Origin of the sequence: Stenotrophomonas sp. PUT21, assembly GCF_052232875.1 — a bacterium.
GTDB classification, from domain to species: Bacteria; Pseudomonadota; Gammaproteobacteria; order Xanthomonadales; family Xanthomonadaceae; genus Stenotrophomonas; species Stenotrophomonas maltophilia_N.
In genome coordinates this window covers 3,365,114-3,385,012 of record NZ_CP197645.1, presented here as the reverse complement: position 1 = coordinate 3,385,012, position 19,899 = coordinate 3,365,114, and the positions used below count along the sequence as shown (strand labels likewise).

Sequence of the window (19,899 nt, the reverse complement as noted above, 5' to 3'; positions counted from 1 at the left end):
GGCAAGGGAGACGCCGACGTCGTAAAGGGGGAGGGGAGTTGACGCGCCCCGACCGACGCGCTATTCAATGTTTTGTATATACAAATAAACCGAGGCTGTTGAGCGCCCCATGTCCTACCGCTTGATGCTGCCATTGCTGCTGATCGCTCTGCTGGGTGCCGATGGCGTCCTCGGTGCGTGGGCGAGCACGCGCATGGCCCTGCATGCGATGAGCGGCAGCGGTTCACTGGTGGCCGCGCAGGACGGTACGGCGGGCGAGGCCTGCGACCTTCCCCCGCAGGACGCCGCACCGGCGCTGGCCGCGCATGGCGACCACGAGCGCAGCAAACACCGCGGGGATGCCGACTGCGCGGACCGCGCGGCCTGCGATTGCGTCTGCGTGCTGACCTTCTATCCGCCTTCGGCCACCACGCTGTTCGCCACGCGGCATTCACCGATTTCGATGGACACGCTGTTCCCGCCGCTGGAGGTTCCACCCCGGAAGCTCTCGCGCGTCTTCCGACCTCCCATCGCCTGATCTTGTCGTTCCGGCGCCGATACGGCGCCTGATGTGATCCGCCGTGGCCATCGTGGCCCGCGGATCTTGCCACCAGACAAGACCCCAAGCGGGAGAGAGAACATGTACGTCAAGACCCATGCCCTGGCCCTGGCCATCGGCACGCTGCTGAGTGCGGCCGTCACCCCATCGCTGCACGCGCAGGAAAGCCAGCCCGGCCAGGCCGGCGCACGCACCCTGGATACGGTCCAGGTGACCGGCAGCCACATCAAGCGCGCCCAGTTGTCCGGCGTCGGCCCGGTCAGCGTGATCGATGCCGAAACCATCCAGCGCTCGGGCGCCACCTCGGTGGATACCCTGCTGCAGCGCCTGCCGGCCTCGGCCGGTTTCGCGGGCAGCCAGAGCAACGCCTACTGGGCCGAAAACGGCTACGGCACGACCCAGGTCAACCTGCGCGGCCTGGGCATCAACCGCACGCTGGTGCTGCTCAATGGCCGCCGTATCGTCAATGGCGGCACCGGGGCCAACAGTTCAGTGGACCTGAACATCATTCCGGTGGCGCTGATCGAGCGCGTTGAAGTGCTCAAGGACGGTGCCTCGGCCATCTACGGTGCCGATGCGGTGGCCGGCGTGGTCAACATCATCACCAAGAAGGGCTTCGACGGGGTGCAGGCCTCGGTACGCTATGGCGAAACCACCCGGGGCGACGGCGATGACACGGCGGTCGATCTGGCCTGGGGCGTGACCGGCGAGCGTGGCTCGTTGATCGCCGGGATCAACTACGCCGAAGGCGGCACCGTGAACATGGCCTCGCGCGCGCCGTGTGGCTTGATCGAATCGGACGGCAAGCTGGTCTGTTCGGGCAGTTCGGCGACGATCGGTGGGCGCGCGTTGCTGGCCGATGGCGCGCGCATCAACTTCCGCCAGAACCCGGGTGATCCGCTGTTTGAAACCTACAACGCGGCCAAGCACAACTACAACGGCAATCCCACGCTCAACGCGGTCAACCCGATCAAGCGGCTGAGCCTGAGTGTGTTCGGCGACAATCAGCTGAGTGACAGCGTGCGGGTGTTCACCGAACTGATGTACACCAACCGCCAGTCCGATCAGCTGGCCACCGCCGGTTCGCTGGGGGTCTATCGCCCCATCAACATCGCTGCCAACCACCCGACCAATCCCACCGGGCAGGATCTGCTGCTGCAACGCCGGCGCCTGGAAGAAGCCGGCCCGCGACACTTCTCGCAGGAGACCAATACCTACCGCGCCGTCGTGGGTCTGCAGGGGCAGTTCGGCGTGGGCTGGGACTGGTCGACGGCCTTCAACCTGGGCCGCAACACCGGCGTGGACGGCTCGGACAATGTGGCCAACCTGGATCGCGTCGAGCAGACGTTGAACCGGGCCATCTGCAGCCCGCTGCCGGGGGCCGCGATTCCGTGCGGCAACTACCTGGGCTACGGGAATCTCTCCAGGGAGGTGCTGGATTACATCCTCTACACCTCGCGCGATACCGGTGGCAACGAACAGAAGAGTTTCACCGCCAGCCTCAGCGGCCAGCTCGTGGAGCTGCCCGCCGGCTGGGTGGGCGTGGCCACCGGCGTGGAAGTGCGCAAGGAGCGTGGCTGGCGCAACCCGGATGTGCTGACCGCCCTGGGCATCGGCAACACCAACCAGCAGGACCCGATCTCCGGCGAGTACACCGCCAAGGAGGCGTACGTGGAACTGGCGGTGCCGCTGCTGCAGGACAGCGTGATAGCCGATTCGCTGTACCTCAACCTGGCCGCGCGCCTGTCCGATTACGATCTGTTCGGCCGTGACATGAACTACAAGGTCGGCCTGGATTGGCAGGTCAACTCCACGCTGAAACTGCGCGGTACCTATGCGACCGCGTTCCGTATTCCGAACATTCCCGAACTCTTCGGGGGCATCTCCGAAGGTAATCTGACAACCACCGATCCGTGCAGCCGCTGGAGCAGCCTGCCGGCCGACTCGGTGGTGCGGGGCAACTGCCAGGCGGCAGGGGTGCCGGCCAACTACGTGCAGCCGGGCAATACCATCCTGACCACCTCCGGGGGCAACGCGCAGCTCCGCCCGGAAGACGCGACCTCGGTCACCGCGGGCGTGGTGTGGACACCGACGTTCCTGTCCGGGCTCACCTTGACCGCGGACTACTACAACATCCGCATCACCAATGCGATCCAGCGCGTGGCGGGCTCGACCAAGCTGGCGATCTGCTACAACACGCCAGGCCTGGCGCATCCGTTCTGCGATGCCAGCAACTTCACCCGCAACCCGCGCACCGGCGAGGTGGATTTCCTGTCCTCGCAGCCGGTCAATGCCGCCAACGAACGCGCCACCGGCGTCGACCTCGGCGCGCTGTACGAGTTCGGGCTGGCCGGGGTCGATGCCAGCGTCAGCATCGATGCCTCCTACCTGCATCGCTACGACGTGCGTCCCTACCCCGGCGCGGCCGTGATCGAGTACGCCGGCAAGATCACCGGTGGCCGTGGCAGCTATGCGAAATGGCGCGCGCTGGGCGCAGTGAATCTCTCGCGTGAGGCATGGTCGGGCAGTTGGACCGCGCAGTACATCGGCCGCACCGACGACATCAATGCCGCGCGTGGCGCGATTGGCGACCACGCGCCGAGCGTGGTGTATCACAACCTGCAGGCCAAGTACGCCGCGACGCCCGCCCTGGACCTGACCGTGGGTCTGGACAACGCGTTCGACAAGAAGGCGCCCTTCATCCAGAGCTACACCGACGCCAATACCGACACGATGACCTATGACCTGCTGGGTCGTCGCTGGTATGCCCGCATCGGCTATCGCTGGTGATTGCGTGCGCCCCGCCGGTTCGCCGGCGGGGCGCCGTTCCTGAGAGAGGATGAAGACGATGAAACCCGCATTCTGGGCACGACGTGCCCACAAATGGATCGGCCTGATCGTGGGCGTGCAGGCCCTGCTGTGGATGCTCAGTGGCGTCTACATGACGGTGGTGCCGCTGGACGTGATCCATGGCGATCACCTGGCGCATGCGCATGGCGAGGTCCTGCCACGCGCCAGCGAACGGGTCGCCCCGGCCGAGCTGACCACGCGTTATCCCGGGCTGCGTTCGTTCCGGCTCACGCATGTCCTGGAGCGAGAGGTGTTCGATGTACGCGACGCCACCAGCAGATTTCTGGTGGACGCGCGGACCGGCGAGCGGCTGCCGCCGTTGGACCGGGACCAGGCGATCGCACTGGCGCAATCGCTGTATCAGGGAGACGGGCAGGTCAGCCGGGTGGAATGGATCACCCGGGCCCCCGCCGAAGTGAAGACCCGGCCGGTGCCGATGTGGGCGGTGCATTTTGCCGACCGCGGCGACACCACGCTCTACCTGTCGCCGGCCAGCGGTGATCTGCTGGCGCGCCGGCACAGCCTGTGGCGCTGGTTCGACTTCCTGTGGATGTTCCACATCATGGATTACGAAAACCGCACGGACGTCAACAACCTGCTGCTGCGCATCGCTGCCATCGCCGGGCTTGGCTTCGCGCTCAGTGGCGTATGGCTGCTGTTCTACAGCTTCGGTTCGCGGAGGTCGGCATGACACCGTGGATGCGCACGCTGCACAGATGGCTCGGGTTGATCGTCGGCCTGCAGTTCCTGCTCTGGCTCGGCAGCGGCCTGATGATGAGCCTGCTGGACCCGCAGAAGATCAACGGCAGCGCGCACCGCGCGGCCGAGCCCGCGCTGCCGGCCTGGCCGGCCACGACACTGGCGCCGGCCGAGGCGCTGCGGGCCGCACGCAACGAGGCGGCCACACTGGATACCGGCTGGCTGCTGGACCAGCCGGTGTACCGGTTGCTGTCACCCCAAGGCACCGAGCTGATCGATGCGTACAGCGGCAAGCGCATCGAGATCGACCCGCGCTGGGCCCTGCGGCTGGCACAGGCCTCGTATCGCGGCAGTGGTGTGCCGGCCGATCCGGTCCATCTCGAGAAAACGCTGGAAACACGCGCCCATCCCGATCCGGTCTGGCGCGTGGATTTCGGGGATGAGGCCGGTACCTCGGTGTACGTCTCGGCACAGAGCGGCCAGGTGCTGGAGCACCGCAACGACACCTGGCGCCTGTTCGACATCTTCTGGATGTTGCACATCATGGATTACACCGAGCGCGCCAACTTCAACAATCCCCTTGTGGTCGGCATGGGCATCGGGGGGCTGTGGCTGTCGTTGACCGGTCTGTGGCTGCTGGTGGCCAGCGTTCACCTGCGCGAGTTCATCCCGCGGCGCTGGCGGCGCCGGCGCCAGCTGGCGGTGTTCGCGCCCGGTGGCACGCATCTACGCACGGTCACCGCGGCCAGCGGCGACAGTGTGTACGTGGCGCTGGCCCGCGAAGGAGTCCACCTCCCCTCCAACTGCGGCGGTGGGCAGAGCTGTGGGTTGTGCGAGGTCCGTGTGCGTGGGGCGGCGTCGCGGGCCACCGCGGCCGATCGTGCGCACCTGCCGGCGGCCAAGCTCAAGGTGGGCAGCCGACTGGCCTGCAACCTGGCGGTGGATGAGGATCTGGAGATCGAAGTCGCCGGTGGTGCCAGCCTCTGGACCGAGCACTGGGCAACCGTTGAAAAGGTGGAGGCGGTGACGCCGTTCCTGCGCGAGATCCATCTGCGCCCCGACCATCCGGCCGATGCGCAGTTCCAGCCGGGTTGCTATCTGCAGCTGCATGTCCCCGAGTACACGGTGGCGCGCAGCGGGCTGTGGCATCCCGCCGAACACCGGCAGGACTGGGACAGGCTGTCGCTGCCGCCGACGCTGCACAACCGCAGCGAGGTGCGCCGGTCGTACTCGCTGTCCTCGCCCGTGGGCGATGTGCAGGGGCGGCTGCTGCTGCTCGCACGGTTCAGTCCCGGCTGGCAGGACAACAAGCGGCATCCGCCGGGCAAGGGCTCCACGTATCTGTACACGCTGCGCGAGGGTGACCGTGTGCGCTACAGCGGCCCCTTCGGTGATTTCGCCTTGAGTGGTGGCGCGCGCGAGAAGGTGTTCATCGGTGCCGGGGCCGGCATGGCACCGCTGCGGGCGATGATTCAACAGCGGCTCGGCGAAGGAGGGCAGGAGCGTATCCACTATTGGTACGGCGCCCGGAACGCACGCGATTGCCCGTATGACCTGCAGATGCAGGCGCTGGCCCAGCGGCATGCCAACTTCAGCTGGCACCCGGTGTGGTCGGAGCAGGCCGGCGGTGCGTGGGCGGGCAGGGATGGCGCGGCGGCTCATGTGCACGAGGTGATGCATGCGCACCTGCTGCAGGCGCATCCGGAGCTGTCCGCCTGCGAGTTCTACCTGTGCGGACCGCCGGCGATGCTGGCGGCCACGCGCCAACTGCTGCAGCGGCTGGGCGTCGACGAGGCGCGGATCGCCTACGACGACTTCAAGATCTGATCGGCCAGGCCCTGCCGGCCGTGTGCCGGCAGGGCGATGCGGATCAGGGGTGCTGCGAGAACCCGCTGACCTTGCCGTCCTGTTCCAGCAATCCGACGGTGAACGACTGCCGGTACCCATCCGGCGATTCCATGCCAGGCGAGCCGATCGGCATGCCAGGCAGCACCAGGCCGCGCGCCGTGGGGCGTTCGCTCAGCAGGCGCTGGATATCGGCGACCGGAACATGGCCTTCCACCACGTAACCCTCCACTTCGGCGGTGTGGCAGGAGAGCATCTCGTCGGGAATGCCCAGGCGCTGCTTGATGGCGAGCATGTCCTCGGTGTCGTTGACCCGCACCGGGAAGCCGGCGGCGCGGACGTGCTCGACCCATACGCCGCAGCAGCCACAGTCCGGACTCTTGTGCACGGTGATCAGGGGCAGGTCCTGCGTTGCCGCCGCGACGGAGGGCGGTGACACCGACGCTGTGCCTGCGGTGGTGGTGCCGGGCGCTGCCTGGCAGGCGCTGACCAGCAGGGTGGTGCTGAACAGCGCGATGGCCGGCAGCGCGGTCCTGTTGAAGAAGTTCATGACATTTCCTTTCTATGGAGATGGCCGCGCACGGCAGCGTTGCCGTGCGCGGTCGCCGGGGTCAAAGCATGTTCATGCCGGTGTCGAATTCCTTCGCATCGAGCTTGCCATCGCGGTTGCGATCGCTCATGTCCAGGTGCGGCAGCAAGGGATGCTCGGCAGGCAGGTCGCTGCGGCGGATGAAGCCGTCGTTGTCACGGTCGAGCTGCTTGAACGCGGCCGCGTGCTTGCTGGTCGGTGCCGCAGCGGGGGGCTTGGCGTGGCCGGCGTGGTGATCGTGTCCGGCGTGGGCCGACTGGGCCAGTGCGGTCGGCGCGGCGGCAAGCAGGGCGACTACGGGCAGCAGGGTGAACAGGCGCATGGGAATCCTTCGAGAAGATGATTGAAAAGGTGGACGGAGACGGGGCTGCAGACGGAGGGCCGGGCCACGTCGCACACATCGCGGTCGGGGTAGCGAGGCGATGCGATGACTGCAGTGGCGCGCTGCTGACGGGTTCGCCATGGCGAGGTGCATGCGGTCGCCACCCTCGCGCTGTGCGGCGGGCGGCAGACAAGGCAGGCAGCGTCGGCATCGGTCGCCTGTGAGGCGGCCGGTCGTCAGCGGCGGATCAGGCGATGGGAGGGCGGATCCGCCGGTCGGGTGCGAGGCTGCTCCGGCCGGCAATGGCGGGCAGGGGCGCCGTGGATCGCGGCAGGCCCATCAGCAACGGCAGCGCGGCGGGCAGCAGCACTGTGCCCTGTTGTGGGCAGTCGCAGTGATCATCGTCCCCACACCCGGCGGCAGGGCCGGGCTGCCCGGCGTCTTCGTCGGCGTGCAGCCCCGGGGCCGTGTCATGGCAGCTGCGCTCGGCAGCGCTGCTGCTGGCCACCGCGGTGGGCATCGCCATGGCCGTGGCGGCCCACGCCGAACCGACCGCACTGGCGATCAGCGTCAGGCACAGCAGCAGGAGCGTCAGGGAGCGAGGCAAGCGCAGGGCGGAGGCAGGTTCGGGACCGGCGCTCACCATAGCATCGCCGCCCGGCAAACCCGGCCATTCCGGTACCGCCGGGACGGACGCAGTAGAATCTGCTCAGCCTTCCTTCAAGTGTTCATCCATGTCCCAGCGTGAATGGGTAGCCGCGGCCATCCGCAAGATCGACGCCGATTTCAACCGTTCGGCCGATACCCACCTGATTCCGATGGACCTGCCCGGGTTCGAGGGCATCGACCTGTATTTCAAGGACGAGTCCAGCCACCCCACCGGCAGCCTGAAGCATCGCCTGGCGCGCTCGTTGTTCCTGTATGCGCTGGCCAATGGCTGGCTGCGCGAGGGGCGCCCGGTGATCGAGGCGTCCAGCGGTTCCACGGCGGTGTCCGAGGCATACTTCGCGCGCCTGCTGGGGCTGCCCTTCATCGCGGTGATGCCGGCCACCACCTCGCCGGAGAAGATCGCGGCGATCGAATTCCACGGCGGCCGTTGCCATCTGGTGGAGCGCGCCTGCGACCTGAACTGCGATTCGGAAACGCTGGCCCGCGAAACCGGTGGCCACTTCATGGACCAGTTCACCTACGCCGAGCGTGCCACTGACTGGCGCGCCAACAACAACATCGCCGAATCGATCTTCAAGCAGATGGCCGAGGAGCCGCATCCGGTGCCCGAGTGGATCGTGTGCAGCCCCGGTACCGGCGGCACGGCGGCCACGCTGGGCCGCTATGTGAGCTACCGCCGGCATGACACCCGCATCCTGTGTGCGGACCCGGAAATCTCCGTGTTCTACGACGGCTACTGCGCCGCGCTGGCCGGCCAGCCCTGGCGCGAGCTGACCTGCAATGGGGGCTCGCGGGTGGAAGGCATCGGCCGGCCGCGGGTGGAATCGAGCTTCATTCCGACCAGTGTCGATGCGATGGTCAAGGTGCCCGATGCGCTGAGCCTGGCCGCGATGCGCCACGTCACCCGCCAGCTGGGCCGTCGTGTCGGCGGCTCGACCGGGACCAATTTCATCGGCGTGCTTCAGGCCGCGCAGCTGATGCGTCAGGCAGGCCGCAGCGGCTCGATCGTGACCATCCTGTGCGACAGCGGCGATCGTTACGCACACAGCTATTACAACCCCGCGTGGTATCCGACGCAGGGCATCGACGTGGATGGCGCCGATACGGTGCTCGCGGCCGCAGTGGCCGGGCAGGGGCTGCCGGTGCTGCCCTGCGTCTCGCTGGAAACGCTGTACTGAGCGCGGCACCGGCTCTGGCGTGAACCTGGCCCATCGGCGTACGCCGGGGCCTTGTGCGGGGCGGGGGGCAATGCCATATCGTGGGGTGATGCCGCTGCAGCGGCCCCGTTGTCTGGAGATGCCTGTGACCCCCACCAACCCCCTGCTCGATTTTTCCGGCCTGCCGCGTTTCGATGCGATCCAGCCCGAGCACATCGCCCCGGCGATCGATGCCCTGCTGGCCGACGCCGAGGCCGCGGTGAAAACCGCCGAGACCGTCTCCCCTGTGACCTGGGCAAGCTTCGCCGAGCCGCTGGACGACGCTACCGAGCGCCTGTGGCGCGCGTGGGGCCAGGTCGGCCACCTGCAGGCCGTGGTGAACACCCCGGCGCTGCGCGAGGCCTACAACGCAACCCTGCCCAAGGTGACACGCTTCGGCAGCGCACTGGGCCAGAACCTGGCGCTCTACCAACAGTACCGCGCCCTAGCCGCCACGCCGGAAGCGACGCAATACGGCCCGGCACGTCGCAAGGTGCTGGAGAACGCGCTGCGCGATTTCCGCCTGGGTGGCGCTGAACTCGATGACGCCGGCAAGGCGCGGTACAGCGCGATCCGCGAGGAGCTGTCCGCGCTGTCGGCGACGTTCTCGCAGAATGTGCTTGATGCGACCGATGCCTGGTCGCTGCACGTGGACGACCGCGCCGAACTGGCTGGCCTGCCGGACGACGTGATCGCCGCTGCCCGCAGCGCGGCGGAGAAAGACGGCCTGGCCGGCTGGAAGCTGACGCTGCAGATGCCGTGCTACATCCCCGTGCAGACCTACGCCGAACATCGCCCGCTGCGCGAGGCGCTGTATCGCGCCAACGCGGTGCGCGCCTCCGAGTTCGGCGATGCCGCGCTGGACAACAGCGGCAACATCGATCGCGTGCTGGCGTTGCGTGCGGAGCTGGCCGCACTGCTGGGCTTCGCCAACTACGCCGAGTATTCGATCGCCACCAAGATGGCCGAGGATGCGCCTCAGGTACTGGGCTTCCTGCGCGATCTCGCCGCGCGCGCCAAGCCGTACGCGCAGCGCGACCGTGCCGAGCTGGAGGCGTTCGCCCGCGACGAACTGGGCATGCCGGCGCTGGAGGCATGGGACCTGGCCTTCGCTGCGGAAAAGCTGAAGCAGGCGCGTTACAGCTATTCCGAGCAGGACGTGAAGCAGTATTTCACCGAACCGAAGGTGCTCGATGGCCTGTTCAGTGTGATCCGCAGCCTGTATGGCCTGGAGGTGCAGCCGGATAGTGCGCCGGTGTGGCATCCGGATGTGCGTTTCTTCCGGGTGGTCGATGCGCAGGGCGCGCTGGTGGGGCAGTTCTATCTGGACCTGTACGCGCGCGAAGGCAAGCGCGGTGGCGCGTGGATGGATGATTGCCGCAACCGCCGCGAGACCGCGGCCGGTGTACAGACGCCGCTGGTGTACCTGGTCTGCAACTTCGGCAAGGGTGCCGAGGGCCAGCCGGCCACCTTCAGCCACAGCGATGTGACCACGCTGTTCCATGAAATGGGGCATGGCCTGCATCAGTTGCTGACCCGCATCGGTGAGCTTGGCGTGGCCGGCATCAACGGCGTGGAGTGGGACGCGGTGGAACTGCCGAGCCAGTTCATGGAGAACTTCTGCTGGGAATGGGACCGCGTGCAGGCGATGACCGCACACGTGAGCACCGGCGAGCCGCTGCCGCGTGCGCTGTTTGACCGCATGCTGGCCGCACGCAATTTCCAGAGCGGCATGTTCACCGTGCGTCAGCTGGAATTCGCGCTGTTCGACATGCAGCTGCACAGCGAGTTCGACCCGACCCAGGACAGTGTGCAGGCGCTGCTGGAGCGGGTGCGCGATGAAGTAGCGGTCAACCGGCCGCCGGCCTGGAATCGCTTCCCCAATCAGTTCAGCCACATCTTTGCCGGTGGCTATGCGGCGGGCTACTACAGCTACAAGTGGGCCGAGGTGCTCAGCGCCGATGCCTATGCCGCGTTCGAGGAAGCGCCGGACAAGGTGACCGAGACCGGTCAACGGTTCCGCGATGAGGTGCTCTCGCGGGGTGGCAGCCGGAGTGCCGCCGAGAACTTCGCCGCGTTCCGTGGGCGCGCGCCGACGGTGGACGCGCTGCTGCGGCATAACGGGATGGTGTGACTGCGGCCGCGTGATCGGGCGGCACGTGGCTCACTCCGCGTAGATCATCTTCCGGCTCATGCCGCCGTCGACGATGTGGTCCTGGCCGGTGATGAAACCGGCCAGGTCCGAGAGCAGGAAGACCGCCAGCGCGCCGATGTCCGGCGGCTGGCCAACGCGGCCGACCGGGTGCTGCGCATGATCGCGGCGGGAAAGCGTTGGCGTGCGCCGCCGTGAGGGCGCCTGCCAGTCGTCGGTGGTGATCCAGCCGGGGCTGATGCTGTTGACCCGCACGGCGGGGCCTTCGCTCAACGCCAGCGCATGGGTGAAGGCGACCAGCCCGCCCTTGGCCGCGGCATAGGCTTCACTGTCCGGTTCGGACTGCCACGCACGCGTCGAGGCGAGGTTGATGATCGCGCCGGCATGCTCGCGCAGGGCGGGCAGGGCGTGCTTGCTGCACAGGAAAGCGCCATGCAGGCTGGAGAGGCGGCGCTGCCACTCGGCCAGCGGCATCTCCGCCAAGGGCGTGCCGTGGGCACTGGCGATGCCGGCATTGTTGACCAGGCCATCCAGGCGGCCGAAACGCTTCAGCGTCGCCTTGATCAGCGCCTGCACGCTGCGTTCGCTGGCCACATCCGCGCGCTGGAACGCCGCGCGCTCCGGCAGTGCCCACTCCTTCAGACACGCCTTGCCGGCATCGGCATCCAGGTCGGCGATCATCACGCTGCCGCCGGCGCCCAGCACCGACTGCGCGATGCCGCGGCCCACGCCCTGCGCGCCACCGGTGATCAGCACCACGCGGTCGCGCAGCGGCTGTGCCGGCCAGTCGAGGATGCCCGGGGTCAGTGACACGGCGGCATGTCGTTGCGGCCCAGCAGGCGCGTCCAGCCTTCGATGCCGAGCTTGTCCAGCGTGTCGATGTTGCGCTCCACGATCACGTCCGGATCCGGAAACGCGGCGACGGCGCGCTCGACGCTGTCTTCGCGCAGCAGGTGCAGGGTCGGGTAGGGCGCGCGGTTGGTGTAGTTGCTCACGTCATCCGGGGCCACGCCGGCGAACTGGTACTGCGGATGGAAGCTGGCCACCTGCAGGATGCCCTGCAGATCCAGTGCCTCGATTGCCGCATCGGCGTTGTCGAGGAAGTCGTTGTACTCCAGAAAATCGGTCAGCACGTCCGGATGCACGATCAACGTCGTGTCGATCTGCTCGGCCGGGGTATCGCGCAGCAGGATCAGTTCTTCGGCCAGTTCTTCGACCAGTGCCTCCGGCGTGGTCGCATCGCTGAGCACGAACCGCACCTGGTCCTTGACGTACACCGCCTTGGCGAACGGGCACAGGTTAAGCCCGATGACGATCTGCTCCAGCCATTTCCGGGTCTCGGCAATGGGGTCGCGGGTGGCAGTGAGGGATGCATCGTTCATGGCGGGCGGTGTCGCTGGCGGGGGTGTTGATTGTACGGCGCGGCGATGAAGCGGGCGGGGTGGCCGGCTCCACTGTCCATTAACTGGACACCCGTCATCCTGATAAATCCTTATCCGGCAATCACTTGCAGTGATCGAGCCAACGGCCAATAGGCAGTTGCCGGCCGCAGGTATCCAATGGCCGGGTACACGACGCAAGGAGTTCTCAGTGATGGCAACACATGCATTCCTGCCGACGGCCACCTGGTCCGGCAAGTTGTTCGACGGTCAATGGACCCCGGGGGCGGGCACCCGGGACGTGGTCGAGCCGGCCACCGGCGAACGCCTCGGCGAGATCGCGATGGCCGACCCGGCGCAGATCGCGCGCGCCGCCGCCACCGCCGCCGCCGCACAGCACGAGTGGGCCAGCGCCCCGTATGACACCCGCGCGCAGGTGCTGCGCCGCGCCGCCCAGCTGGCCGAAGAACACACCGATGAGATCGTGCAGTGGCTGGTCCGCGAAAGTGGCTCCACCCAGCTCAAGGCCGGCTTCGAGGCCAAGGTGAACACCAAGGCGCTGCATGAGGCGGCGGCACTGCCTTCGCGCAGCATTGGCGAAGTACTGCCCTCAGAACCGGGCCGGTTGAATCTGGCGCGCCGCCGCCCGCTGGGCGTGGTCGGGGTGATTGCACCGTTCAACTTCCCGCTGTACCTGGCCATGCGTGCGGTGGCCCCGGCGCTGGCGCTGGGCAATGCGGTGGTGCTCAAGCCCGATCCGCGCACCGCGGTGTGCGGTGGCTTCGTGATCGCGCGTCTGTTCGAACTGGTCGGGCTGCCGGCCGGCCTGCTGCACGTGCTGCCGGGTGATGGCGCGGCCGGTGCGGCGCTGACCAGTGACCCGAACATCGCGATGATCCAGTTCACCGGCTCCACCGGTGCCGGGCGCAAGGTGGGCGAAGCGGCGGGCAAGCACCTGAAGAAGGTGTCGCTGGAACTGGGCGGGAAGAACTCGCTGATCGTGCTCGATGATGCCGACATGGATCTGGCCATCGCCAACACGGCCTGGGGCGTCTACCTGCACCAGGGCCAGATCTGCATGGCCACCGGCCGCGTGCTGGTCCAGCGCAGCATCCATGCGCGCTTCCTTGAAAAACTGGTGGCCAAGGCCAGGTCGCTCAAGGTCGGCAATCCGGCCGATGGCGAGGTGGCGATCGGGCCACTGATCAATGCCCAGCAGCGCGACCACGCCGCGCGCATCGTTGCCGAGGCGCAGGCTGCCGGGGCCACGCTCGCGACCGGTGGCGGCTACAAAGACCTGTTCTTCGAACCGACCGTGCTCAGTGACGTGAGCCGTGACAACCCGGCCTTCCATGAAGAGATCTTCGCGCCGGTCGCGGTGGTCGTACCGTTCGATACCGATGATGAAGCGGTGGAACTGGCCAACGACAGCGAGTACGGCCTGTCGATGGCGATCGTGTCGAGCAATGTCGGCCGCGCGCTGAAGCTCGGCGAGCGCCTGCGCACCGGCCTGCTGCATATCAACGACCAGACGGTGAACGATGAGGTGATCAATCCGTTCGGTGGCGTGGGCGCGTCGGGCAACGGCACCAGCATCGGTGGCCCGTCCAACATCGACGAGTTCACCCAGTGGCAGTGGATGACCGTCAAGGGCGAAGCGCCCGCTTACCCGATCTGATCAGGAGGCCCTCATGACCGCAACAGCAGAACTGCGCGACATCACCGTGGCCGTGGTGCGCGAAAAGGAACAGCCCTTCACGATCGAGAAGGCGCGCATCCGTGGGCCGCAGGACGATGAAGTGCTGGTCCGCGTGGTCGCCACCGGCCTGTGCCATACCGACCTGATCGTGCGTGACCAGTACTATCCCGTGCCGCTGCCGGCGGTGCTCGGCCACGAAGGCGCGGGCATTGTCGAAGCGCTCGGCCCGGGCGTGAAAGACCTCAAGGTCGGTGACCATGTCGTGCTGACCTACGGCGCCTGCGGCCACTGCAATCCCTGCAGCGGCGGCCACGGCGCGTACTGCAAGGACTTCTTCGGCCTGAACTTCGGCGGCGGTGCGCTGGACGGCTCCACCGCGATCCAGGATCCGGACGGCAACCCGCTGCACGATCACTTCTTCGCCCAGTCTTCGTTCGCCACCTACGCACTGAGCCGCGAAAACAACGCGATCAAGGTGCCTGACGATGCGCCGATCGAACTGCTTGGTCCGCTCGGCTGTGGCATCCAGACCGGCGCCGGTGCGGTGATCAATTCGCTCAAGGTCACCGCCGGCAGCAGCTTCGCCAGCTTCGGTGCCGGCGCGGTCGGCCTGAGCGCGGTGATGGCCGCCCGCGTGGCCGGTGCGACCACCATCATCGCCATCGATGTGGTGCCCTCGCGCCTGGAACTGGCCAGGGAACTGGGGGCCACCCATGTGATCAACAGCCGCGAGGTCGATGTGGTGGAAGCGGTGCGCGGGATCACCGGCGGCGGTGCCAACTTCGCGCTGGAATCCACCGGTCGTCCGGAGGTGCTGGCGCAGGGCATCGAGGCGCTCGGCGGGCGGGGCGTGATCGGCGTGGTCGGCGCCCCGAAGCTGGGCACCAAGGCCGAGTTCGACGTCAACGACCTGCTGCTCGGCGGCCGCAGCATCCGCGGCATCGTCGAAGGTGACAGCGTGCCCAAGGTGTTCATCCCGCAGCTGGTGCAGCTGTACCAGCAGGGCCGCTTCCCGTTCGACCGACTGGTCAAGTTCTACCCACTGGACCAGATCAACCAGGCCGCCGAGGACAGCACCCGCGGCGTCACGCTCAAGCCGATCCTGACCATCGGCCGGTGAAACGGTCCGTCGCAGGCATGCGTGCCTGCGACGACATATCAGTCAGCTTTGCGGGAGTAGGCTGTCGGTCCGAGGTGGAGATCGACCGATGGCCGCGATGGTTCTGGAACAGCAGCAGGTATTGGCCGCCGCCCGTCAGCGCTTCGCCGAGGGCGGCGCGCTGATGGACAGCGTGGTCAGCCCGCCGGTGCAGCGCTCGTGGGAGCGCTCGCGCCAGGCTGGCGTACAGCCGCGGCAGGAGCCGTACTACGCCCCGCTTGCCCCGGCCGCTGCCCGCCTCGACGACCCCGCCGACCGCCGCCTCGCGCGCTGTGTACGCGAAGACATGGACCATCTCTGGGCCGCCTTCGGTGGCCGCCAATGGACCCTGTTCTGCGTCAACGCCGACGGCCTGGTCGTGGCCCAGCGCGAACATGGCCTGGCCGACGTCCCGGTGCTGCGCCCGATCCAGATCGGTCGCCGCCTGCGCGAGATCGACATCGGCACCACCGCCCCGGCCTGCAGCCTGGCTGAAGACGCACCGGCCCTGGTGCGTGGCAACGAGCACTACCTGGACCGCTTCGCCTCGGTGTTCTGCCTGAGCGTGCCCCTGCATGGGCTGGATGGCGAAGTACTGGGCGCCCTGGACATCACCGGCACCGGTGAACGCGATGCCGAACTGCTGCACGGCTATTTCCGCCAGGCCGCCCTCTCCGCCGAAAACCGCCTGATGCAGGACCACCGTCCCTGCCACCTGCTGGCCGTCCAGCACGACCCCCGCTGGCTGCACTCACCGCTGCAGGGCCTGCTGGCCATCGAAGAAGACGGGCACGTCCGCGCTGCCAATCGCGTCGCCCGCCGCCTGTTCGGACTCCCGCGCCGCGGCCCCTTGCCCCTGCTCACCCTCGAAGGCCTGTTCGCCGGCGCCAGCGTCCACCAGCGCCGCCGCCTCCTGCAGACCGGCCCGGCCCACCGCGTCCGCCTGGACGACGACACCGCCGTGCACGTGCAGTACCTGCGCGGACCACTCGCACCGCACGCCAGCCGCAAGCTCGCCGCACAGCCCGTCAACGCCGCCAACGCCTCGCTGCGTGCGCAGAACACACAGCACGTCCGCGACACCGTGGCCGCCCACCAGGGCAACGTCAGCGCCGCCGCCCGCCAGCTCGGCATCTCACGCACCACCCTGTACAAGCTGATCCGCGCATAGCGACCATCGCGCGGCGGCATACGCCGTGCACAGAAGTGCTTCTCTTTGATCCCGCGCAATGAGGGTGCCGGCCAGCGGCCGGCACTACCGATGGGGTATCGCCTGGTCGCCGGCAGCGGCGGGCACAACCGCTTTGCTCGCCCATCCGCCGAGGAAGCGTCAGGGCAGCGGGCAAGGCCTGGCCCTACCCGACGCAGCGCACCAGCAATGAATCACCAGTGCGTTGCGCTACAGCCCCTTCGGCCAAAATCAATCGCGGAAATTATCGAACTGCAGCGGAACCTCGAACGTCTCCTTCCGCAGCAGCGCCATCGCATCCTGCAGATCATCGCGCTTCTTGCCCGTCACCCGAAGCTTGTCGCCATTGATCTGGCTGTCCACCTTCAACTTGGCCTCCTTGATCTTCGCCGCGATCTTCTTGGCCACCTTCTGCTCGATCCCCTGCTTGACCGTGATCTTCTGCCGCGCACCGGCCAGATTGGACTCGATATCGCCAAACTCCAGGCACGCCGCATCGATCTTCCGCGCGGTCAGGCGCTGGCGCAGGATGTCCGTCATCTGCTGCAGCTGGAAATCGCTCGGCGCGGACTGCGTGATCACGCTGTCCTCCAGCACGAACTTCGCGTCCACGCCCTTGAAATCGAAACGCGTGGACAGCTCGCGGTTGGCCTGGTCGACCGCGTTGGTCAACTCGTGGGTGTCGACTTCGGAAACAACGTCAAAAGAGGGCATGGGCAAACTCCAACGGGTGAATGTCCCCATTCTATCAAGCCGCCATGGACGGGCCGGCCAAGCCGGCGATAATGGGGCATGAACACGCAGAAATCCCCCACCCGCGCCGTCGCCTGGATGCTGATCGCCGTCGCCTGCTTTTCGCTGATGGATGCCGGCATGAAGCAGCTGTCGGCCAGCTATCCCACCCTGCAGGTCACCTTCCTGCGCGGCGCGGCCTCGCTGCCGTTCGTCCTGGTGTGGGTGCTGGCCACGGCCGGCCCGCGCTCGCTGGTCCCCAGGCGCTGGGTCCTGCACCTGCTGCGCGGTGTGCTTGGCATGGTGATGATCGGCTGCTTCGTCTACGCCCTGCGCAGCCTGCCGCTGTCCACCGCCTACACCATCTACTTCGTCGCGCCGCTGCTGATCGCCGCGCTCTCGGTGCCGCTGCTCGGCGAGCATGTCGGCCCGCGCCGCTGGATCGCCATCGGCATCGGCCTGATCGGCGTCCTGGTCGTGCTCCGCCCCGGCGTCGGCGGGATCATCTCCTTCCCCGGCCTGATGGTACTGCTGGCGGCCACCGCCTACGCGCTGGCCGCGATCACCGTCAGCATGCTGACCCGCACCGACACGCCGCAGTCGATGGTGGTGTGGTTCCTGGTGATCATGGCCGTCGGCGCCGGCCTGCTGGCCATCCCGGACTGGCAGCCGCTGCAGTTGGATCACGTGGCCCTGATCGCCGGCATGGGCCTGGCCGGGGCAGGGGGTCAGGTCGCGTTGACCCGCGCGTTCCAGCTGGGCGAAGCGTCGATGATCGCCCCGCTGGAGTACACCGGGCTGGTCTGGGTGATCGGCTGGGACCTGCTGTTCTGGGGCGTCCTGCCTGACCAGGTGACCTGGCTGGGTGCGGCCATCATCGTCGCGTCGGGCCTGTACCTGCTGCACCGTGAGCGGGTCCGCCGGGTCCAGCCGCCCCGGCCGCTGGACCACCCCTGAGCCCGGCCGGCGCCCGCAGGCCGGCCGGATCACGGTCTCTTAGAACCAAACGGAATATCATTCCGCGCAACCGCACGGGCCAGGGCCGCCCCGCGCTGGTAGGCTGCACGCCCCCTCCCGTCGATGCCCCGGTTGACCGCGAAGTGATCGAGTTCCAGCGCCTGCACAAATCCTATGCCGTCGGCGGCCGCGCGATTGCCGCGCTGCAGCCGCTGGACCTGACCATCGAGGCCGGCGAAGTGTTCGGCATCATCGGCCATTCCGGTGCGGGCAAATCCACCCTGATCCGCCTGATCAATCGACTGGAGGAGCCCACCGGCGGCCGCCTGCTGATCAATGGCGAGGATGTCACCGCACTCGATGCCGAGGGCCTGCGCGTGCTGCGCCGGAAGATCGGCATGATCTTCCAGCACTTCAACCTGCTCTCCTCGCGCACCGTGGCGTCCAATGTCGCCTTCCCGCTGGAGCTGGCCGGCACGCCGCGCGCGGAGATCGATGCGCGCGTGGCCGAACTGCTGCACACCGTCGGCCTGGAAGCGCATGCTAACAAGTACCCGACGCAGCTGTCCGGTGGCCAGAAGCAGCGCGTCGGCATCGCCCGTGCCCTGGCGACCCGCCCGCAGATCCTGCTGTGCGATGAGGCCACCAGCGCACTGGACCCGCAGACCACCGCCTCGGTGCTCAAGCTGCTGGGCAGGATCAACCGCGAGCTGGGCCTGACCATCGTGCTGATCACCCACGAGATGGACGTGATCCGCCGCGTCTGCGACCGCGTCGCGGTGCTCGATGCCGGCCACCTGGTCGAAACCGGCCCGGTCACCGAGGTGTTCCTGCACCCGCAGCACCCGACCACCCGCCGCTTCGTCAGCGAGTCCGAGCAGGTCGACGAGGGCGAGCTGCACAAGGATTTCGAGGCCGTCGCCGGGCGCATCGTGCGCCTGACCTTCCTCGGTGCCGATACCTACGAACCGCTGCTGGGACGCATCGCGCGCGAGACCGGCGTGGACTACAACATCCTGTCCGGCCGCATCGACCGGATCAAGGACACCCCGTATGGCCAGCTGACCGTGTCGCTGGTCGGTGGCGACGTGCAGGCCGCGCAGGCGGGCTTTGTCGCTGCCGGTGTCCACCTTGAGGAGCTGCGCCGATGATCCTGGCCACCGCAGGCGGTTTTTTCCGCCATCTCGACGCCGGCAAATGGGCCGATATCGGCCAGGCCACGCTGGATACCCTGCTGATGCTCGGCGGCTCACTGCCGCTGACGCTGCTGATCGGCCTGCCGCTGGGCGTGCTGCTGTTCCTGACCGGCTCGCCGCAGCTTCACCGCAAGCCGGTGCTGTATGGCGCACTCGCGCTGCTGGTGAATCTGCTGCGCTCGGTTCCCTTCATCATCCTGATGATCGTGCTGATTCCGCTCACGCTGTGGATGATGGGCACCTCGCTCGGCGTCCGTGGCGCAATCGTGCCGCTGGTGATCGGCGCTGCACCGTTCTACGCACGTCTGGTCGAAACCGCGCTGCGTGAAGTGGACCGCGGTGTGATCGAAGCGACCCAGGCGATGGGAGCCACCACCTGGCAGCTGGTGACCCGGGTGCTGCTGCCCGAAGCGCGCCCGGGCCTGATCGCCGGTGCCACGGTCACGGTGATCGCGCTGATCGGCTTCACCGCGATGGGCGGGGCGATCGGCTCGGGCGGTCTGGGCGACCTGGCGTTCCGCGATGGCTACCAGCGCTCGCACACCGATGTGGCCTTGGTCACCGTGGTCCTGCTGCTGGTGCTGGTGCAGATCCTGCAGATGATCGGCGACCGCCTGGTCTCGCACTACAGCCGGAAATAACCGGTCGGTACCGCCCGTTGGTCGGTACGCCATGCCCAATGGCGACCGGGCATGGCCTCAGATCGTGCCGCCCATGGGAATGCCGGGGCGGCAGCACGCGTTGATTCG

18 protein-coding genes are annotated in these 19,899 nt (G+C 67.6%); 12 read left to right on the top strand and 6 right to left on the bottom strand.

What is annotated here, in order from left to right; genetic code table 11:
* Nucleotides 1-109 precede the first annotated feature (109 nt).
* The 4 genes from ACTT2I_RS15325 (at nucleotide 110) to ACTT2I_RS15310 (ending at nucleotide 5,914) form a co-directional block, all read left to right on the top strand.
* Nucleotides 110-517 carry a CopL family metal-binding regulatory protein gene (locus ACTT2I_RS15325; protein WP_282263559.1) on the top strand — a complete coding sequence of 136 codons (408 nt, stop codon included), beginning with the start codon at nucleotides 110-112 and terminating at the stop codon, nucleotides 515-517.
* Between the two features lie 102 nt (nucleotides 518-619).
* On the top strand, nucleotides 620-3,328 hold the full coding sequence (locus ACTT2I_RS15320) for a TonB-dependent receptor (RefSeq protein ID WP_421098945.1): 2,709 nt from the start codon (nucleotides 620-622) through the stop codon (nucleotides 3,326-3,328).
* A gap of 58 nt (nucleotides 3,329-3,386) precedes the next feature.
* Nucleotides 3,387-4,079, top strand: coding sequence for a PepSY domain-containing protein (locus ACTT2I_RS15315; protein ID WP_088433870.1), 693 nt, complete (start codon nucleotides 3,387-3,389; stop codon nucleotides 4,077-4,079).
* Complete coding sequence (locus tag ACTT2I_RS15310; RefSeq protein WP_421098946.1) at nucleotides 4,076-5,914, top strand: 2Fe-2S iron-sulfur cluster-binding protein; 1,839 nt, start codon at nucleotides 4,076-4,078, stop codon at nucleotides 5,912-5,914. The genes ACTT2I_RS15315 and ACTT2I_RS15310 overlap by 4 nt, the downstream gene beginning before the upstream one ends.
* Nucleotides 5,915-5,957: 43 nt before the next feature.
* Here ACTT2I_RS15310 and ACTT2I_RS15305 read toward each other — a convergent pair whose 3' ends face one another.
* The 3 genes from ACTT2I_RS15305 to ACTT2I_RS15295 form a co-directional block, all read right to left on the bottom strand.
* Nucleotides 5,958-6,482, bottom strand: a complete 525-nt coding sequence (locus ACTT2I_RS15305) for a DUF411 domain-containing protein (RefSeq protein WP_172407535.1) — start codon at nucleotides 6,480-6,482, stop codon at nucleotides 5,958-5,960.
* A gap of 61 nt (nucleotides 6,483-6,543) precedes the next feature.
* Nucleotides 6,544-6,843 (bottom strand): hypothetical protein, encoded by a 300-nt coding sequence (locus ACTT2I_RS15300; protein WP_088433786.1) that lies wholly within the window; start codon nucleotides 6,841-6,843, stop codon nucleotides 6,544-6,546.
* Nucleotides 6,844-7,090: 247 nt separating this feature from the next.
* Nucleotides 7,091-7,450 (bottom strand): CopL family metal-binding regulatory protein, encoded by a 360-nt coding sequence (locus tag ACTT2I_RS15295; protein WP_421098947.1) that lies wholly within the window; start codon nucleotides 7,448-7,450, stop codon nucleotides 7,091-7,093.
* A gap of 127 nt (nucleotides 7,451-7,577) precedes the next feature.
* Between ACTT2I_RS15295 and ACTT2I_RS15290 the strand changes: the two genes are divergently transcribed.
* Nucleotides 7,578-8,690 carry a PLP-dependent cysteine synthase family protein gene (locus ACTT2I_RS15290; protein ID WP_088433788.1) on the top strand — a complete coding sequence of 371 codons (1,113 nt, stop codon included), beginning with the start codon at nucleotides 7,578-7,580 and terminating at the stop codon, nucleotides 8,688-8,690.
* A gap of 118 nt (nucleotides 8,691-8,808) precedes the next feature.
* Nucleotides 8,809-10,842, top strand: coding sequence for a M3 family metallopeptidase (locus tag ACTT2I_RS15285; RefSeq protein WP_121040019.1), 2,034 nt, complete (start codon nucleotides 8,809-8,811; stop codon nucleotides 10,840-10,842).
* A 30-nt stretch (nucleotides 10,843-10,872) separates the two neighbouring features.
* On the opposite strand, the gene ACTT2I_RS15280 is transcribed toward ACTT2I_RS15285, so the two are convergent.
* Both ACTT2I_RS15280 and ACTT2I_RS15275 read right to left on the bottom strand, forming a co-directional pair.
* The gene (locus ACTT2I_RS15280) at nucleotides 10,873-11,673 is read right to left on the bottom strand and encodes an SDR family oxidoreductase (RefSeq protein WP_421098948.1); all 801 of its coding nucleotides are present in this window, start codon (nucleotides 11,671-11,673) and stop codon (nucleotides 10,873-10,875) included.
* On the bottom strand, nucleotides 11,664-12,242 hold the full coding sequence (locus ACTT2I_RS15275) for a DUF1415 domain-containing protein (RefSeq protein WP_088433791.1): 579 nt from the start codon (nucleotides 12,240-12,242) through the stop codon (nucleotides 11,664-11,666). Before ACTT2I_RS15275 ends, ACTT2I_RS15280 begins: the two co-directional genes overlap by 10 nt.
* 211 nt (nucleotides 12,243-12,453) lie before the next feature.
* Between ACTT2I_RS15275 and ACTT2I_RS15270 the strand changes: the two genes are divergently transcribed.
* From ACTT2I_RS15270 to ACTT2I_RS15260, 3 genes are all read left to right on the top strand, one after another.
* Nucleotides 12,454-13,917 (top strand): benzaldehyde dehydrogenase, encoded by a 1,464-nt coding sequence (locus ACTT2I_RS15270; RefSeq protein WP_421098949.1) that lies wholly within the window; start codon nucleotides 12,454-12,456, stop codon nucleotides 13,915-13,917.
* 13 nt (nucleotides 13,918-13,930) lie between these two features.
* Complete coding sequence (locus tag ACTT2I_RS15265; protein WP_421098950.1) at nucleotides 13,931-15,058, top strand: NAD(P)-dependent alcohol dehydrogenase; 1,128 nt, start codon at nucleotides 13,931-13,933, stop codon at nucleotides 15,056-15,058.
* A gap of 88 nt (nucleotides 15,059-15,146) precedes the next feature.
* A complete protein-coding gene (locus ACTT2I_RS15260) occupies nucleotides 15,147-16,247 on the top strand; it encodes a helix-turn-helix domain-containing protein (RefSeq protein WP_421098951.1) in 1,101 nt (366 codons plus the stop codon).
* A 249-nt stretch (nucleotides 16,248-16,496) separates the two neighbouring features.
* On the opposite strand, the gene ACTT2I_RS15255 is transcribed toward ACTT2I_RS15260, so the two are convergent.
* On the bottom strand, nucleotides 16,497-16,979 hold the full coding sequence (locus ACTT2I_RS15255; RefSeq protein WP_088433794.1) for a YajQ family cyclic di-GMP-binding protein: 483 nt from the start codon (nucleotides 16,977-16,979) through the stop codon (nucleotides 16,497-16,499).
* A 78-nt stretch (nucleotides 16,980-17,057) separates the two neighbouring features.
* Here ACTT2I_RS15255 and ACTT2I_RS15250 point away from each other — a divergent pair, with 78 nt between their 5' ends.
* The 3 genes from ACTT2I_RS15250 to ACTT2I_RS15240 all read left to right on the top strand — a co-directional run bounded on the left by ACTT2I_RS15250 (nucleotide 17,058) and on the right by ACTT2I_RS15240 (nucleotide 19,791).
* Nucleotides 17,058-17,954, top strand: a complete 897-nt coding sequence (locus tag ACTT2I_RS15250; protein ID WP_421098952.1) for a DMT family transporter — start codon at nucleotides 17,058-17,060, stop codon at nucleotides 17,952-17,954.
* A gap of 143 nt (nucleotides 17,955-18,097) precedes the next feature.
* Complete coding sequence (locus ACTT2I_RS15245; RefSeq protein WP_421098953.1) at nucleotides 18,098-19,105, top strand: methionine ABC transporter ATP-binding protein; 1,008 nt, start codon at nucleotides 18,098-18,100, stop codon at nucleotides 19,103-19,105.
* Complete coding sequence (locus tag ACTT2I_RS15240) at nucleotides 19,102-19,791, top strand: methionine ABC transporter permease (RefSeq protein WP_121039992.1); 690 nt, start codon at nucleotides 19,102-19,104, stop codon at nucleotides 19,789-19,791. The genes ACTT2I_RS15245 and ACTT2I_RS15240 overlap by 4 nt, the downstream gene beginning before the upstream one ends.
* Nucleotides 19,792-19,899 lie beyond the last annotated feature (108 nt).

Excerpts from the sequence above, each read along its gene's own strand:
- ACTT2I_RS15325 (WP_282263559.1), top strand. The coding sequence starts at position 110 with ATGTCCTACCGCTTGATGCTGCCATTGCTGCTGATCGCTCTGCTGGGT.
- ACTT2I_RS15320 (WP_421098945.1), top strand. The coding sequence starts at position 620 with ATGTACGTCAAGACCCATGCCCTGGCCCTGGCCATCGGCACGCTGCTG.
- ACTT2I_RS15315 (WP_088433870.1), top strand. The coding sequence starts at position 3,387 with ATGAAACCCGCATTCTGGGCACGACGTGCCCACAAATGGATCGGCCTG.
- ACTT2I_RS15310 (WP_421098946.1), top strand. The coding sequence starts at position 4,076 with ATGACACCGTGGATGCGCACGCTGCACAGATGGCTCGGGTTGATCGTC.
- ACTT2I_RS15305 (WP_172407535.1), bottom strand. The coding sequence starts at position 6,482 with ATGAACTTCTTCAACAGGACCGCGCTGCCGGCCATCGCGCTGTTCAGC.
- ACTT2I_RS15300 (WP_088433786.1), bottom strand. The coding sequence starts at position 6,843 with ATGCGCCTGTTCACCCTGCTGCCCGTAGTCGCCCTGCTTGCCGCCGCG.
- ACTT2I_RS15290 (WP_088433788.1), top strand. The coding sequence starts at position 7,578 with ATGTCCCAGCGTGAATGGGTAGCCGCGGCCATCCGCAAGATCGACGCC.
- ACTT2I_RS15285 (WP_121040019.1), top strand. The coding sequence starts at position 8,809 with ATGCCTGTGACCCCCACCAACCCCCTGCTCGATTTTTCCGGCCTGCCG.
- ACTT2I_RS15275 (WP_088433791.1), bottom strand. The coding sequence starts at position 12,242 with ATGAACGATGCATCCCTCACTGCCACCCGCGACCCCATTGCCGAGACC.
- ACTT2I_RS15270 (WP_421098949.1), top strand. The coding sequence starts at position 12,454 with ATGGCAACACATGCATTCCTGCCGACGGCCACCTGGTCCGGCAAGTTG.
- ACTT2I_RS15265 (WP_421098950.1), top strand. The coding sequence starts at position 13,931 with ATGACCGCAACAGCAGAACTGCGCGACATCACCGTGGCCGTGGTGCGC.
- ACTT2I_RS15260 (WP_421098951.1), top strand. The coding sequence starts at position 15,147 with ATGGCCGCGATGGTTCTGGAACAGCAGCAGGTATTGGCCGCCGCCCGT.
- ACTT2I_RS15255 (WP_088433794.1), bottom strand. The coding sequence starts at position 16,979 with ATGCCCTCTTTTGACGTTGTTTCCGAAGTCGACACCCACGAGTTGACC.
- ACTT2I_RS15250 (WP_421098952.1), top strand. The coding sequence starts at position 17,058 with ATGAACACGCAGAAATCCCCCACCCGCGCCGTCGCCTGGATGCTGATC.
- ACTT2I_RS15240 (WP_121039992.1), top strand. The coding sequence starts at position 19,102 with ATGATCCTGGCCACCGCAGGCGGTTTTTTCCGCCATCTCGACGCCGGC.